General features: G+C 32.7%; 13 protein-coding genes and 1 pseudogene. 9 read left to right on the top strand and 5 right to left on the bottom strand.

What is annotated here, in order from left to right:
- Positions 1 to 177 (top strand): annotated as a pseudogene (locus ACYIAQ_RS08100) (IS30 family transposase); the annotation flags it as partial.
- Positions 178 to 294: 117 nt separating this feature from the next.
- Here the strand turns inward: ACYIAQ_RS08100 and ACYIAQ_RS08095 are convergent.
- Both ACYIAQ_RS08095 and ACYIAQ_RS08090 read right to left on the bottom strand, forming a co-directional pair.
- Entirely contained in the window at positions 295 to 2640 is a 2346-nt protein-coding gene (locus ACYIAQ_RS08095) for an ABC transporter ATP-binding protein/permease (protein ID WP_483563316.1), read from the bottom strand.
- 128 nt (positions 2641 to 2768) lie between these two features.
- Positions 2769 to 3836: a YdcF family protein gene (locus ACYIAQ_RS08090; RefSeq protein WP_483563315.1), complete on the bottom strand. Its 1068-nt coding sequence runs from the start codon at positions 3834 to 3836 to the stop codon at positions 2769 to 2771.
- A gap of 181 nt (positions 3837 to 4017) precedes the next feature.
- On the opposite strand from ACYIAQ_RS08090, the gene ACYIAQ_RS08085 reads away from it, so the two are divergent.
- Positions 4018 to 4695, top strand: coding sequence for a CPBP family intramembrane glutamic endopeptidase (locus tag ACYIAQ_RS08085; protein WP_122019562.1), 678 nt, complete (start codon positions 4018 to 4020; stop codon positions 4693 to 4695).
- Between the two features lie 176 nt (positions 4696 to 4871).
- On the opposite strand, the gene ACYIAQ_RS08080 is transcribed toward ACYIAQ_RS08085, so the two are convergent.
- The 3 genes from ACYIAQ_RS08080 to cbpB form a co-directional block, all read right to left on the bottom strand.
- Entirely contained in the window at positions 4872 to 6743 is a 1872-nt protein-coding gene (locus tag ACYIAQ_RS08080) for a heavy metal translocating P-type ATPase (RefSeq protein WP_483563314.1), read from the bottom strand.
- Between the two features lie 141 nt (positions 6744 to 6884).
- Positions 6885 to 7463, bottom strand: a complete 579-nt coding sequence (locus tag ACYIAQ_RS08075) for a hypothetical protein (protein ID WP_483563313.1) — start codon at positions 7461 to 7463, stop codon at positions 6885 to 6887.
- A gap of 260 nt (positions 7464 to 7723) precedes the next feature.
- Complete coding sequence (cbpB, locus tag ACYIAQ_RS08070; protein ID WP_483563312.1) at positions 7724 to 8194, bottom strand: cyclic-di-AMP-binding protein CbpB; 471 nt, start codon at positions 8192 to 8194, stop codon at positions 7724 to 7726.
- 990 nt (positions 8195 to 9184) lie between these two features.
- On the opposite strand from cbpB, the gene ACYIAQ_RS08065 reads away from it, so the two are divergent.
- The 7 genes from ACYIAQ_RS08065 to ACYIAQ_RS08035 all read left to right on the top strand — a co-directional run bounded on the left by ACYIAQ_RS08065 (position 9185) and on the right by ACYIAQ_RS08035 (position 15544).
- On the top strand, positions 9185 to 9337 hold the full coding sequence (locus tag ACYIAQ_RS08065) for a teichoic acid D-Ala incorporation-associated protein DltX (RefSeq protein ID WP_122019459.1): 153 nt from the start codon (positions 9185 to 9187) through the stop codon (positions 9335 to 9337).
- A gap of 13 nt (positions 9338 to 9350) precedes the next feature.
- Complete coding sequence (gene dltA, locus ACYIAQ_RS08060; protein WP_483563311.1) at positions 9351 to 10865, top strand: D-alanine--poly(phosphoribitol) ligase subunit DltA; 1515 nt, start codon at positions 9351 to 9353, stop codon at positions 10863 to 10865.
- Positions 10865 to 12103, top strand: coding sequence for a D-alanyl-lipoteichoic acid biosynthesis protein DltB (gene dltB, locus ACYIAQ_RS08055; protein WP_483563310.1), 1239 nt, complete (start codon positions 10865 to 10867; stop codon positions 12101 to 12103). The genes dltA and dltB overlap by 1 nt, the downstream gene beginning before the upstream one ends.
- Before the next feature lie 35 nt (positions 12104 to 12138).
- Positions 12139 to 12378 carry a D-alanine--poly(phosphoribitol) ligase subunit DltC gene (gene dltC, locus ACYIAQ_RS08050; RefSeq protein ID WP_483563309.1) on the top strand — a complete coding sequence of 80 codons (240 nt, stop codon included), beginning with the start codon at positions 12139 to 12141 and terminating at the stop codon, positions 12376 to 12378.
- Entirely contained in the window at positions 12371 to 13678 is a 1308-nt protein-coding gene (dltD, locus tag ACYIAQ_RS08045; protein ID WP_483563308.1) for a D-alanyl-lipoteichoic acid biosynthesis protein DltD, read from the top strand. Before dltC ends, dltD begins: the two co-directional genes overlap by 8 nt.
- A complete protein-coding gene (locus ACYIAQ_RS08040) occupies positions 13678 to 14634 on the top strand; it encodes a serine hydrolase domain-containing protein (RefSeq protein ID WP_483563307.1) in 957 nt (318 codons plus the stop codon). The genes dltD and ACYIAQ_RS08040 overlap by 1 nt, the downstream gene beginning before the upstream one ends.
- A 232-nt stretch (positions 14635 to 14866) precedes the next feature.
- Positions 14867 to 15544, top strand: coding sequence for a DUF975 family protein (locus ACYIAQ_RS08035; protein WP_483563306.1), 678 nt, complete (start codon positions 14867 to 14869; stop codon positions 15542 to 15544).
- The last annotated feature ends 82 nt before the right edge of the window (positions 15545 to 15626 follow it).

Here is a 15626-nt window from a genome sequence, read left to right as displayed (position 1 = left end):
CACAACCGGTTAATCAGGCGCTTCATTCCTAAAGGCAAATACATCAAGGATTATGATATGATCCAAATCTACGGCATTGAGGAATGGTGCAATAACCTGCCGCGCAAAATCTTAGCCTACCACACTCTCGATGAATTATATGAGAAAAGATTAGATTGCATCTATCAAATCAAGTAGGGTGTTCAACTTAAAATTGCAATTTTCGAATTTATAATATTAAGAAATATGAAAAGGGGTGTCATTGTTTCACATGTAACAATGACACCCCTTTTTGCTATCCTTATTTTGGGAAACCTATTCACTTCTTAAAGCAATTGCTGCATCTTTTCTAGCAGCCATTCTAGCAGGTAAGTGGCCTCCTATCATGGTTAAAATTGTCGAAATAATAATTAAAATTAATGCATGAAGTGGATTTAACTGGGCAACATTTGATAGGTCGGTTATGGAATACAGTATGCTGTTAATTGGAAAAATCAGTAGCCAAGCAATGACAATTCCTAAAATTCCTGAGAAAACACCCAAAATAAATGTCTCAGCATCAAAAACACGTGTAATATCTTTTTTTCTTGCTCCTAAAGCTTTCAAAATACCAATTTCTTTTGTTCTTTCTAAAACTGAAGTATAGGTTAGAATACCAATCATAATCATTGAAGTTACCAATGAAATTGCTGCAAAAGCAACTAATACTGTAGTGATTCCGTTAAGCAATCCACCAGTCATTGATGTCACTGCACTAGACATATCGGTGTAAACAATTTGATCTTTTTTATTCTTTCCTTTATTCCATTTGTCTAAATAGTTTAAAACTTTAGTTTTTGAATCAAAATTATTTGGATAAATCATAATTCCTGCAGGAATAACTGAGCCACCAATTGATTGGAGCATTTGCTTTTTAGCAGCGGAGTTCATGCTTTGACCAGTCATCACGTTTTGATCAGATTTTTGTTGAGCTTTGACAATAGCAGATTTTTGGTTTTGCTTAATAATCTTTAATGCCAAACGGTCATTATATACAATTCCGTGAGACAGAAGCTCCATAGAATCTTTACTTTTAGGTCTAATTACACTAACAATTCGAAGTTTGATATTGCTACGGTTATACATTTCTTGGTCTACTTTTTTTGGAATAAACATCCCAGTAGGTAATTGCTGATAATAATTATTGTTATCAACAATTTTAAACTCTCGACCAACTAACTTATTAAGATCAACTTTATCACCATTTTTAATGGTAAAACCAAGATTTTTAAGCACATTATCAATAACGGTGTTTTGATCATCTACAACTAAAACTAAATCAGTTAATTTTTGGGGCCAAGTGCCAGACAATAAACGATAGTTTTCTTTTAAAATATTACCTTTACTTTTATCAAGTGTAGTTGGAAAAACTGTTGAGCCCATGAATGACATGCTAGCAGCTTGGGTTTGAATTTGAGAATATGCTTGTGACATTGTGGATCCCGCTTCTAATGGAGAAAATTGTACGCGCTTAATTTTACCATTAACTTTTCCTAAAAGATTCAAGTTTACAGCAACTTGATAAGAAATATTATTTGCATAGTCCGGATTAATTCGTTTTACATAATTAATATAACTTTTTGAAATTTTATTTCTATGGGCATTTTGTTGCGCCTTAGCTTTTCTAACGGTCACATAACCCCGATTTTTGGCTATCTGATTGGTATCATTTTTTGAGGAAAAACTATCTAAGTTAGTAGCACTTTGAGTGATAGAAACTGGATACTTAGCTAATGCTTTGCTCATTGTTGTGTCTATCTGTTTTTGAAAACCATTAGATAAAGCTAATACAATCGCAATTGAAATAATACCAATGCTTGAAGCAAATGCAGTTAAAGTGGTTCTTCCTTTTTTAGTTAAAATATTGGTAAAACTAAGTTTGATTGCATTCAAATATGACATTTTCGTCCGCTTTAAGTTGAAGGTGTCACTTTCATCAGTTGGTGTGAATGGATTAGAATCATTCAATATCCTACCATCTTGAAAATTAACAATTCTAGTTGCATATTCTGTGGCTAGCTCCGGATTATGTGTAACCATTATAACTAAGCGATCCTGAGATAGCTTTTTAATCAACTGCATAATTTGTTCTGATGTTTCAGTATCTAAAGCACCTGTCGGTTCATCACAAAGTAAAATGTCAGGGTTATTAGCTAATGCTCTAGCAATTGCTACTCGTTGCATTTGACCACCCGATAATTGATTAGGGTTTTTGTGAATCTGATCTTTCAATCCAACTTGTGTTAGGGCATTGATTGCACACTTATGACGTTCAACTGCTGAGATCCCAGATAGATTCATTCCTAGTTCTACATTGGCACTGATTGATAAGTGTGAAATTAAGTTATAGTTTTGAAAAACAAAGCCAACAGAATTATTTCGATAAGCATCCCAGTCAGTCTCTTTGAAATTTTTAGTTGATTTGCCATTGATAATCAAGTCGCCACTGTCATATCGATCAAGTCCGCCAATAACATTTAACATTGTTGTCTTGCCAGAGCCACTAGGTCCTAAAATAGCCACAAATTCTTGGTTACGAAATGAGACAGAAACGTCATTCAATGCATGAGTTGATGTATCTCCAATATGATATGTTTTGCGTAAATTTTTTAATTGTAACATATTTATTTCCTTGTATAAATTATTAGTAAGTTATAGATTAATAGACACTAGTTTAACATTTCTAAAAATTAAAACCCACTTAAACTATAAATTAAAATTACTTTTTAGTAAGTGAGTTCAATTTATATCTACCATATAAGGTTGATCACTGTTGCTAAAGTGAAAAAAAGCAGTATTGCAATAGTTATAATTAAATGACGCTTTTTATTAATTAGTAAGACTCCTACAAATTCCCTCATAATTGCGTTTGGTAAAAAGTAAAATCTAGTATAACAACCAATTCCATTAGCGTTTAATCCGGCTGCTTTAGCAATAAGCGAAGCACGAAAAATATGGTAGTTGTTACTGAAAAATTTTGCTCGATATTTTGAGCTTCCAAAGTCTTGAAAAGCAAGGTTAGACGAAAAAAGCATATTTTGGTAAGTATTTTTAGACTTACTTTCACATAAGATAAGATTCGGATTAATACCTTGGTCAATTGCGTATTCAGCCATTGCTTGGGCTTCGGAAATATCTTCATCATTACCCTTTCCGCCTGACATGATGAATTTAGGTGCTTTGTTTCCTTTTTTTATTTGCTTATCAGCATATTGAATAGCACAATTAATGCGAGTTGCCAACAGGGGAGTTACTTTTTTGCCATTAGACAAGCCAGCACCTAAAACTATTAAATAGTCTTGATTATATTGTCGGGGAACAAACTGATATAATAAAAGATTAATGAGAAAGTTATAGGCCACAAGAACTAAATAAATAATAATACCCGCTGGTGCTAAGGAAAGGTACTTAATCCAAGAGGGTAGTTGCCTAAACGGACCAATGATTAGTATCCACGAAATCAAGATGGCAAATCCAAGAAAAAGTGTTAGTAGATTACCAATTGTATGACTTTCATGGTGCCAAACGATATATGCATTCCAGAGAAAAAAGATCCAAGAAAAAGCAAGTAACAATACGAATAGACTAATAACTAAACCTATTAAAATTTTATAAGTTAAAATCAAAAAATGAGAATTGGTTTTCAGAATTAAAGCAGATAACCAAACAATTGCTAAAAAAAGGAAAAAGGTAAAGAAAATACCATTAATTAATCGACGTGGTTCAATTAGCCAAAAGGTTAAAAAGAGAACAAACGATATAAATACAATTATTGAAAGCCAGCTGAACGACTTTGCCTGACTAAAAAAATTAACCATAATTATTACCTTATAATAAATCTATCAATATCATAATTGAATTGCCCAAGATTTAGTGATTGTTATCAATTTTGAAAAAATGTTTCGAACTTTTTAAAACGTGACAATTACTGTCAAAAGTTAAAGGATGATATACTTGGTAAGCAAGCAAAATCAAATTTTAAGAATAGGATGTTAGATGATGAAAAAAGCAATTTATTTCCTGGGGAATATTATTATCATGATTGTATCTTTTCTTTTATACTCCTTTGTTCAGCCACTGTATTTTTATCCTCAGAAAGTTATGCAGAAATATCATCTTGATGTAAATGTATATATGATAACCGTAGTGACAATTACCGTCTTGGTATTATCTCTATTATTTTATCTTTATCGTGGCCAATTGAGAAGGAAAAATGTTTGGAAATATAATGCAAGTCCACATTGGGACATGCACCGTTTGCTAGTTGCATGTCTTGGTTTTATTTTACTAATTTGCGTAAGCATAGGGATACCTATCTTACTGGGCATTAACGGACATACGACTTCAGCCAATCAAATGCAGCTAAATGAAATTTCGCAAAAAGCAGGTGTTTACTTTAGACCGATGGTAGTTATAGTTGCACCGCTTTTTGAGGAAACTATTTTTCGTGGCATGCTATTTAATACCTTTTTTGGGAATAAAAGTATTTTAAATAAATGGTTAGGAATTATTGTGAGTGGCTTTGTTTTTGGCTATGCTCATAACCCCGCCTTTACCAAGTTTCTTTTCGTATATTGGGCATTAGGAAGCATATTAGCATGGGTATATGTGAAGACTAAGGACTTGCGCTATTCAATAATGGCTCATATTTTATATAATTTTTTGGGTTTTATTTGATAATTTAATAAATACCTAACAGTTTTATTATAAACGTTTATTTTAGTTATAAAACTACAAATAGATAAGTAAATTAACAAAATATAGGGAGTCAAAAAGTTAGACAACTTTTGACTCCCTATAAAGATTATTAGCTTTTTAGATCACCTATTTTAGATATATTTTTTATTTAGCAATTATTTACTTGGTAAAATTCCTGTTTCTGCCATTGTTTTGGGTTTTGTTTTAGCAAGTAAGGCTAAACTAATTGAAATCATATCAACAATTTCTTGTAAAATAGCTCCCCAAAAGGCTGGAATAACTCCTGTGAATGCAATTAATTCAATAATAACAACTATTGTAATGGCAGTTAAAACGTCGATATTTGCTACTTTCATAGTATGTTTGGCAATCGCTATAGCATCATTAATTTTAGACAGATCATTTACCATAATGATGGCATCAGCACTTTCACTGGCCGCTGAGGCTCCCTTAGCTCCCATTGCAATTCCTACATCTGCAGCTGATAAGCTTGGTGCGTCATTGATTCCATCTCCTGTCATTACAACTGGTCGCTGGTCTGTTGGCACGTTTTTAATAGCTTCAATTTTTTGTGCTGGTAATAAGTTATAACGAATATCATTAACGCCAACATCTTGACCAATTTTGGTAGCAACATCTTTGTGATCACCGGTTAGCATCATAATATGTGCATTACTCTGTCTTTTTAGTCGAGCAACTGTTTCGGCACTTTCTGGTCGAACTTGATCTTTAAAGGTAATATAGCCAGCGTACTTGTCATCAATTGAAATGTAAATAGCGGTTGAATTAACTGCTTGAATAGATTTATCAGGTTCAATGAAACTAAGTTTTCCAACCTTGACGATATGTCCTGCAACTTTTCCGCTGATTCCTTGGCTAGTCGTTTCCTGAATATCGGTAGCAGGTTGCAGTAAGCTTTTATCAGTAGCATCAACTAATGAATTAGCGATGATATGTGTTGATTGCTGTTCAACGCTCGTCGCATAGCTTTGAATAGTTTCTTTACTATAATTACTTCCATTATCAGCAGGAACAATTTCATCGATAACTAATTGATTTTCAGTGAGTGTTCCAGTTTTATCAAAGGCAAATGTTTTTGCAGTTGCAAGTTTTTCGATTGTTGGTCCAGACTTAACAATAATGTGATTTTTAGACATTGAACTCATTCCAGAGACAATGGCAACTGGAGCCGCAATTAATAGAGGGCAGGGTGATGCGACAACCATTACTTCGGCAAAATTAACTGGATTTCCTGAATGAATCCAAGCAGCAATTCCGATCGTTAAAGAAATAATTGTAAAAGGTACAGCGTAACGATCTGCCATTTTAACAAATTTTGCTGGTTGTGACTGAGAAGATTTAACTAGTGAAACAATAGTTTGATATTCCGAATCGCTGGCTTTTTTATTAACAACCATTTCCACAGCAACACTACCATTAATTGAGCCAGACATTAATTCATCGCCAATTTTTTTATTAACCGGAATAGATTCACCAGTAAGTGATGATTGATCAAAGCTGGATTCGCCATTAACGACATAGCCGTCGACAGGAACTTGTTCACCAGGTTTGATTAAAACATGATCATTGACCTGAAGTTGATCAACAGCAACTGAAATCAATTTATTATTTACAATTTTATTAGCAATTGTAGGAGAATTACTTAATAAGGACCGTAGTTCTTTATCAGCTTGACCAGTTGCATAGTCTTCTAAAGTTTGACCACCAGTCATCATGATGAGAATCATCCATTCAGCCCAGTAATCGCCAATTAAAATTGTTGAAACGACAGCAATGATAGCTAAAATATCAACACCATATCGACCAGATTTAAAGTCACTCAAAATTTCATTAAATAACGAAATAGACATCATAATTCCCACCAGATCAATTAAGATTGTTTGAATTGGAAATTGTAATTTGCCAATTTCAAATAAGCTACTAGGATGAATGCCGAATTGACAAATGAGTCCAATAATACCGATAACTAGTACAAAAATAAATTTCCACTGCTGTTTTAAATTCATAAATTATTTTGCCTCCTACAAACTGATTTATATATTTTTAATTCTATCACTAAATATTGCGATTAAATTAGAATAAGTCTAAATTATTAATAATACCTAGCCTGCACTTTTTAATAAAAAATTGCAACAAAAAAAGAAAGCTTAGCTTTCTTTCATTGAATAATCTTTTAATTTGATAATTTTATTTTGTGCCGTATTCTTTTTTTTATTTATGTGAGAGTAACCATTTTTTTTGTTTTTAAATTGATGTGCATTCTTAGATGGGTTAATTTGTAAAATTTTAGAGCGTTCAAGTGAATCAAGGACATCAGAAGAAGACATGGTGATAAAGTTATCATTATCTCCATAATCATTTGTTTCCGTAAAATAATAATTAATTTTATTAATACTTTTAGCTGAAAATTGCTCATTGTGTGCAAGATTAATCAGTAAGGTATGCAATTGTGTAGCAGAAACCAACTCATGTTGTAATATTTCAAAAATCCAAGATAGATTATTGTTCACTGCCTTAAGCTGTTTATCAACTTTATCTTTGTAAAAAGCATCAGTAATCACCACTGTTTCATTTAAGTTATTCGTATCACGATCGATGCTCTTAAGTTGGTTAACTAATTTTTGCTTTTCTTTTAAAGATAGTTCTTGGCTATTTGGGTATGTCCAATCTTTGATAATAGCATCAACTAAAACTGTTAATTGCTTAGAGAGTGTTTTATTCATCATTTTAGTATCCTTCTATAAGCATTAAATGTTTAAATTCATACAATTATAGTTTACATGGATTTAAACTTATAATTATTATGTTATTCTATCTGTATTTTATATATTTAAGCTTGATAAGTTTAAGCATCATACTCGTTAACAAGCGTATAACTTAGTAATTACCTTTAAAAATACACCTTAATTATAATACGTTTTAATTAAAAGTACATGCTATTATAAGAAAAAATAATAGTTAAATAAGCAAATATTAGTTGAGCTTGTTATTTTATTTGTGATAATTTATATTTTTTATTTAAGTTATGAGCAATATAATTAAATGCTTTTATCCATTCACGTCTAGTTAGTAATCCTTGAAAAACGCCATAATCATCAACAACGGGGAGAAATGCATTGTCAACTAATAGATGCAGTTGTGTTTCTAGTGTTGTTTTGGAAAAATTAACTTTATCAAATTTTGTTTGCATAACATCATGAACTTTTAAATTATTTAATGGTGCTAGAGAAATTTTATTTGTTTCCATCATTTCAGTAGTAATCATTGATAAACTTAATAAACCAACAATTCGATTTTGACGGTCAAGTACGGGGATTTTTGAATATTTAACACGGGTCAAAATTAAGAAAGCGTGATATAGCGGGTTGTTATCTTCGACAAAAGCAATTCGGGATGCGGGAATGATAAAGGTGCCTGATTTTTCTTCAAGCATCTGCTTAATTGCGGGTGAAAACATTTAAATACAGTACCTTTCATTGAGATAATTTTACATCTTGCTAGCAAAATACAGGAAAAGGCTCGCAAAATATGCGAGCCTGTTAGTTTTCATCTACTTTGAAGGAGTAAGAATGAATGAAATAAAAAAGTGGGAGTATGTAGTAAGTAGTTAACTGCTTACTACAATATTAATCATATGCTTTAAATATAAAATAAAGGTACAATTTGTCTTATAAATTAGTAAAGCTTTTCTTTAGAACTGTTAAAGAAATAGGAAAACCCACGCAACACACGTGGGTCGAAAGGGATAGATATGAAAATGACCGATAAGTCATTTAAGTTTTTCATTATATTATTCTCGGAGGAGTATGAATGAAAAACAAAAGTTGAGTGTAATATGGTGAAGTTTTAATGTTTTAACCATATCGCTTTTTTATTTTATACGGTAAATGTGAAAAAAGTGTGACGAAATCACAAATACCTACCTCAATATTGCTAAAATTGTTTATTAAAGAACACATTGTTATAATTAGGAATGTTGGACAAAAGATTGTACTTTAAAGTGAAAGGAGAACAAATGGATAAACAGATTTATCGAAAGAAAATAACCTTTTGGTTACGCTTTTCTGGTTGGCTTTGCCTACTGCCTGCGTCTCTTTGGCTTTGGCTATATCAGGTTCTTACACCGTCAAATTATACAGGCTTAGCCATATGTGAATTGGTAATAATTATCTTATTTGCGGCTTTCATTTTAACAACCGCGAATAGTGAGTATTGGCTAAAAACTAAAAATATTTTTGGACTATTACTAATTACTTTGCTATTTGTCTCATTCTTAATTTTTATTCCTCTTTGCTTTGCCTATAATGATTGTCGAATATTGAACAATAGGTGATAAATTTTAAATTTAGTAAAAGATTAAGTAAACAGCTTTGTCTAGATAGATACAGTAGTACTATATTTAATAGTATATTTTATGTGTTTGATGTTAAGAAAGATATGAAGATATATGGTAAAAAAAGAAAAATCTGATTCCCGAAGCAAGCAAGTTGGGAAATTTGCTCTAACAACACTTGTTTATTGTGTTATTTTAATAGCACTAATTTATTTGTATCAATATAGCGGCCTAACTTCGGTTCACTTTATTTATAACGAATTTTAAGGTGGTATACAAAATGATTAAAGATGTAATTCGAAAAATTGATGAAGTTGCTTTAGCTGAGCCGGATCGGATAGCTTATGATTATCTAGGACAGACTAATACATATGCTGATCTCAAGCAACGTTCTGATGCTTGGGCACATAAAATTGCTACTTTATCAATTGCTCCTAAAAGTCCAATTATGATTTGGGGTGGTCAAGATTTTGAAATGATCGCTAGCTTTCTGGGATGTGTCAAAGCAGGACATGCATATATCCCGATTGCCAGCTATTCTAATGCTGAAAGAATTATAATGATTCAAGATGTTGCCAAAGCTGAAGCAATTTTAGCGATTGATGAACTTCCCGCAGTAGATTTATCTTCAATGCAGGTGATAAAGCCTAGTCAGGTTGAAAACGGCAATTTTTCGATTGATCCTTGTAATTTTGTTTCAGGTGATGATAACTTTTACATTATTTTCACTTCAGGAACAAGTGGCAAACCTAAGGGTGTTCAAATCAGTCATGAGAATTTACTTAGTTTTATTAATTGGGAGATGAGTGATTTTGATTTGCCAGATCATCCTAGTTTCCTTTCACAGGCACCGTATTCATTTGATTTATCAGTTATGAGCCTTTATCCGGCACTGGTTGGTGCAGGTAAGTTAGTTGTCTTACCACATGATGTAACAGAAAATTTCGCACAATTATTTGTGACAATGCCACAGCTTCATTTCAACATCTGGGTTTCAACACCATCTTTTGCACAAATGTGTTTTTTGGATAAAACATTTGATGGCAAGCACCATCCAGAGTTAACTCATTTTCTATTTTGTGGTGAGGAGTTACCTCATACGGAAGCAGCAATGTTGAAGAAAAAATTTCCTAAGGCACGTATTTTTAACACATATGGTCCTACAGAAACAACAGTTGCGGTTACTCAAGTTGAGATTACCGATGAAATTTTGGATAAATATGATCGTTTACCAATTGGTCGGGTTAAAGAAGATACAAAAATTATAATTGATAAGACCAAAGGTGATCAGCCTAATGAGGGTGAAATTATCATTTCTGGACCGAGTACGTCTAAGGGATATATGAATAATCCCGAAAAAACAGCTAAGGCTTTTTTCAAAAATTCTAATGATAAATATATGAGCCATCGTTCTGGAGATGAGGGATTCTTTGATCAAGATTTACTTTTTTATCGTGGTCGAATTGACTTTCAAATTAAATTTAATGGTTATCGAATAGAACTTGAGGAAATAAATCATTACATTGGTAAAAGTAAGCTAGTTGCCCATGGTGTAGCTGCTCCTAAATACAGTAAAGATCACACCGTTAAACAAATCGTAGCAGAAATTGAATTAAAAGAAGGTGTGAAAGAACAATATTCTGAAGAAGAAATCACTAAAAGAATTCGTGCCGATTTGGCAAAAAATTTAATGCCGTATATGATTCCTCAACGCTATGTTTATCGAGAAAAATTGCCAGTTTCCCAAAATGGTAAAGTTGATATTAAAGCGGTGATTAAGGAGGTCAACGAGTAGTGAATTTTAACTTCATAAACTTGCAGCCTTACGGGAATCCACAATACTTTATCTATTTAATGATAGGTTTAATTCCAATAATTTTGGGTTTGTATTACGGTCATCGGTTGAAGATCTATGAAGCAGCTTTTTCGCTTGTGTTCCTGTTTCTTATCTTTGATGGAGATAAATGGCAACAAGGGGTAAGTTTAATTATTTATTTGTTGTTTCAGTTGCTTGTTACTTATAGTTATCTTTATTATCGAAAAAATGGTAAGAATAGAACATGGATCTTTTATTTAGCTGTAGTTTTAGCAACGCTTCCGCTAGTACTCGTGAAGGTGCAAACAGCTTTTCCAAAGGCTAAAATTCCAGGGGTACTTGGATTTTTAGGGATTTCATACATTACCTTTAAAACAGTTCAGATAATCATGGAAGTGCGGGATGGCGCAATTAAAGAACTGAACTTAGGGACCTATTTACGTTTCTTATTGTTCTTTCCCACAATCTCATCAGGACCAATTGATCGTTACAGAAGATTTGCCAAAGAGTGTGATCTTGCTCCAAAACGTGATCAATATCTTACTGATTTGACTCTAGCGACACGCTATTTATTTCAAGGTTTTCTGTATAAGTTTATTTTGGGATGGTTTTTTGGAACATATTGGTTACCGAGAATTTCTAAACTAGCGTTAATTGTAGGAACGGCTAATGGAGGGTTGAAATTATCTTGGTGGCTAGTTGCTTATATGTATTGCTATAGCATGTATTTATTCTTTGATTTTGCAGGTTATTCATTATTTGCAGTGTCAATCTCATATTTCATGGGCATTCATACACCAGTAAACTTTAATAAACCGTTTATTTCGCAAAATATTAAAGAATTCTGGAATCGTTGGCATATGACGCTGTCTTTTTGGTTCCGTGACTACATTTACATGCGGTTTACCTTCTTTGCCATGAAGAAAAAATTGATTAAAAATCCGATTAGGTTATCACAAGTGTCGTATCTGCTACTATTTTTAGTAATGGGTTTTTGGCACGGGTTAACTTGGTATTATATTGTTTATGGACTATTTCATGCAATCGCGATTATTATTAATGATTATTGGATTAGGTTTAAGAAAAAGCATAAGGATCAAATACCATCAAATAAATTTACCAAATGGTTTGCAATTTTTATAACTTTTAATATTGTTTGTTTTAGTTTTTTGATTTTTTCAGGCTTTTTGAGCCAATTATGGTTTGGCTGGAAGTAAAGAAAAATTTTAGTTATTAGTTAGAGGTATAAATAATGGATACAAAAAAAGAAGTTTTAGCTGTTTTACAAGACTTAACTGGTGAAGATTTAACCGATCGAATGGATGAGAATATTTTTGATAATGGGTTAATGGATTCAATGGCAAGCGTTCAGATGTTGTTAAATTTACAGGAAAAGTTTGATATTGATGTACCGGTTTCCGAATTCGACAGAAACGAATGGGATACTCCAAACAAAATCGTTACAAAGGTGGAAAGTTTAGAAAATGAATAATAAACGCCGGCTGTGGCAAATTTTTGGCCCAGTTCTTTGCGCTTTTATCTTATTACTGGTTATTTTTCTGTTACCTTGGGAACGAACCTTTTCTAAGGACGCTATATACCAAGCAGCTAACTCGCAAACTACAACTATTTTTAAAGGTTCACGAATGAAGCAGAATGCTTTCGATGATAACTATGTGCCGTTTTATGGCTCAAGTGAGTTATCAAGACTTGACCCCCTGCATCCGAGTGTATTAGCAGAAAAATATCATCGTAATTATCGACCATTTTTGCTAGGTGGTCCAGGTAGCCAATCTTTAGCGCAGTTTTTAGGTATGCAAGGTACTGCCAAGCAGTTAAAGAATAAAAAGGCAGTTGTGATTATTTCTCCGCAATGGTTTACTAAAAATGGTCAAAATTCAGATGCATTTGCGTTATATTATTCGCCATTGCAAGCTTGTAATTTTCTTTTAGGAATTAAGCAAGATAATTTAACAAATCGTTATGCTGCTAAGCGTTTTCTACAAATGCCAGAGGTAAAGGGTGTAATTAAGTCAGGAATGAAACGAATAGCTAATGGCAAACAGCTGACAGCTACACAACGTTTTATTCTTGAAAACCAGAGAAGAATGCTTAATAACGAAGACAAATTCTTTAGTACATTCCAATTGCGTGATCGGATTAAAAAGATCAATGAACATGCACGTCTCTTGCCAAATACATACTCGGTTGCAGCGCTTAATAAAATAGCTAAGTATCAGGCTGCTATTCATACCAATACCAATGATTTTGGTATTAATAATCGATTCTTTAAGACACGACTAAATAAGAGAACTTTAATTAAGCTGAAGGGTAGCCAGCGTAATTTCGATTATACTAAGTCTGTTGAATATAGTGATTTTGAATTAATGCTACACCAATTTGCTAAACAACATACTAATGTATTATTTATTATTCCACCAATTAATGAAAAATGGGCAAACTATACGGGTTTATCACAAACAATGTATCAGAAGTCTGTTTCTAAGATTAAGTACCAATTAGCTAGTCAGGGTTTTGATAATATTGAGGATCTATCTAAACGTGGTAGTGAGAAGTACTTTATGGAGGATACAATTCATCTCGGTTGGCGTGGATGGGTAGCTGTTGATCAAGCAGTTAAGCCATTTATGGAAGAAAAGAATGTTTCATACAAATATAATTTGCATAATTATTTCTTTTCTAAAAAATGGCAAAATAAACCATACCAAATTAGTGTAACTGATAATACTCCAGTAAATGGTAGTCAAAAAGAATCTTTAAAAGGAAATTAGTGCGCCAGCAAATTGATTCTTTAGGGATCAAAGGCTCAGTTTTAGTTATAAAAAATGGCAAGACTTTGCTTGATTATGCTTTAAATAATGCAACTGACACTAGTTATTTGATTAATTCGGTTCAAAAGTCGATGACAGCAGCGATGCTGATGCGGTTAGTGCAAGCAAGAGAATTAAGTTTGCAAGATCGGCTTAGTAAATTTTATCCTGAAATTCCGGGTGCTCAAAAAATTACGATCAAAAATTTGTTAACAATGACGGCTGGTCTTGATTTAAAACCTGGGGAAAAGTTAGGACAAAAAAAATTTAAATCAGATCAAGATAATATTCAGGCTGATGTTCAAAAAACGGTTTTTGTGCCTAAAATGTTAGGCAAGTGGTACTATAGCTCATTAAATTATGTTTATTTATGTGGTATCATGACAAAAATTACAAAACAGAGCTATGAACAACTGTTTCGAGATGCTTATGTTGTCCCTCTAGGATTAAGACATACTGAATTTTTATGGTCGAAATCAGATAGAATTGTTGCTACTAAGTTGGTGCCGGGGATGATATATCATAAAGGATATTATGAAACGGTTAAGCATCAAGCAGCACTAAAGGCGGCTCGGAATGAATTAGGTGCTGGATCTATTGTAATGTCAAATCAAGATATTGCTAAGGTAATGCACTATATTCTAGCTGGTAAATTTTTAACAAGTAAAAGTCGTAAATTGCTTTATAAAGTAAGTCCGCCACTGTCTTATAATGGTGGCTTGTATAATAATAATCTGTTAAAAACGAAGACTGCTAATGGAGCTGGAGAAGGGTACTATACTTTTATGCGTAGTACCAATGATGCAAAAACAATGATAATTATCCAATCGAATAAGACTCGGAATGGTGAGTTTTCTGTGTTAAAAAAGCAGATCGATAAAATTATGGTACAATTACTCAACCCTATAGTAAAATGAATAAATCTTGTCTTTTAGTTGATTGCATGCTAGAATTTTGTTGTGCCGTCATAGGGAAATAGATATTTTCTCCGGTAGCGAAAATGTGATTTTCTATTTATGTGGTCAGGTGACGGTACAACACTGTGTGAGCTTAGTTCCGATGTTGGTGGAACTAGGCTTTTTGTATATTCTTTGCAAAATTTTGGCAGTGTACGCTAAAATGATGAGTATAACTCATAAGGAGGTTATTATGAATAGAGCTGAATTAAAAAAACAAGCTAAACAAGAGCTTCGGGGAAATTGGGGATGGGCAACCATACTTGGCTTGGTAATGTTATTAATTAATGGCGTTCTGTATGGTCAAGATCTTAAAGAATACACTGTTAGCCTAGCTAGTGGTAATTTTACAACTTGGAGTAAGTCTGCTAGTTCCATTGCCAGTAGCGGAGGTAAATTTGCATTAAGTTTTATCAGTGGCTTTTTTATGTTAAGTTTGGTAATTACATTTTTAAATTTAACAAGAGGCCGAAAATTCAATCTTGGCAAGGCAATTTTTGCAGTGTTTACTGATGGTAGATTCATCCCAGAATTATTAAACTATCTTTTTAACTGTATCTTTACGTATTTATGGGCACTATTATTGGTGGTTCCAGGAATTATTAAAGGTTATTCATACGCGTTAACACCATATATTGTCAATGATTTGGTCGAAAGTGGTAAAGAAGTAAAAATGACAACGGGTATTACTGAAAGTCGGTACTTGATGTCAGGATATAAGTGGCAATTATTTATGCTAGACTTAAGTTTTATTGGTTGGTATATTGTGGCATTTATAACTTTGGGAATTGGTTTAATTTGGGTAGTACCATATGTTCAAACAACTAAAGCAAACTTTTATCGGCAACTAGCTGGTGATCAATTTAGATAAAAAATAAACTAAGCAAAATTTAATCTTACGATTAATTCTGATCTAGCTAAGTTAAGACTGTGTTCTGATATTTTATCAGGAC

Source organism: Lactobacillus sp. X-49 (genome assembly GCF_057063645.1).
The sequence above is the reverse complement of the archived record's forward strand: the minus strand, read 5'-3'. Positions and strand labels throughout refer to the sequence as shown.

Bases quoted from the DNA above. Each gene is read 5' to 3' on its own strand.
- ACYIAQ_RS08095 (WP_483563316.1), bottom strand. From the start codon at position 2,640: ATGTTACAATTAAAAAATTTACGCAAAACATATCATATTGGAGATACA.
- ACYIAQ_RS08090 (WP_483563315.1), bottom strand. From the start codon at position 3,836: ATGGTTAATTTTTTTAGTCAGGCAAAGTCGTTCAGCTGGCTTTCAATA.
- ACYIAQ_RS08085 (WP_122019562.1), top strand. From the start codon at position 4,018: ATGAAAAAAGCAATTTATTTCCTGGGGAATATTATTATCATGATTGTA.
- ACYIAQ_RS08080 (WP_483563314.1), bottom strand. From the start codon at position 6,743: ATGAATTTAAAACAGCAGTGGAAATTTATTTTTGTACTAGTTATCGGT.
- ACYIAQ_RS08075 (WP_483563313.1), bottom strand. From the start codon at position 7,463: ATGATGAATAAAACACTCTCTAAGCAATTAACAGTTTTAGTTGATGCT.
- cbpB (WP_483563312.1), bottom strand. From the start codon at position 8,194: ATGTTTTCACCCGCAATTAAGCAGATGCTTGAAGAAAAATCAGGCACC.
- ACYIAQ_RS08065 (WP_122019459.1), top strand. From the start codon at position 9,185: ATGGTAAAAAAAGAAAAATCTGATTCCCGAAGCAAGCAAGTTGGGAAA.
- dltA (WP_483563311.1), top strand. From the start codon at position 9,351: ATGATTAAAGATGTAATTCGAAAAATTGATGAAGTTGCTTTAGCTGAG.
- dltC (WP_483563309.1), top strand. From the start codon at position 12,139: ATGGATACAAAAAAAGAAGTTTTAGCTGTTTTACAAGACTTAACTGGT.
- dltD (WP_483563308.1), top strand. From the start codon at position 12,371: ATGAATAATAAACGCCGGCTGTGGCAAATTTTTGGCCCAGTTCTTTGC.
- ACYIAQ_RS08035 (WP_483563306.1), top strand. From the start codon at position 14,867: ATGAATAGAGCTGAATTAAAAAAACAAGCTAAACAAGAGCTTCGGGGA.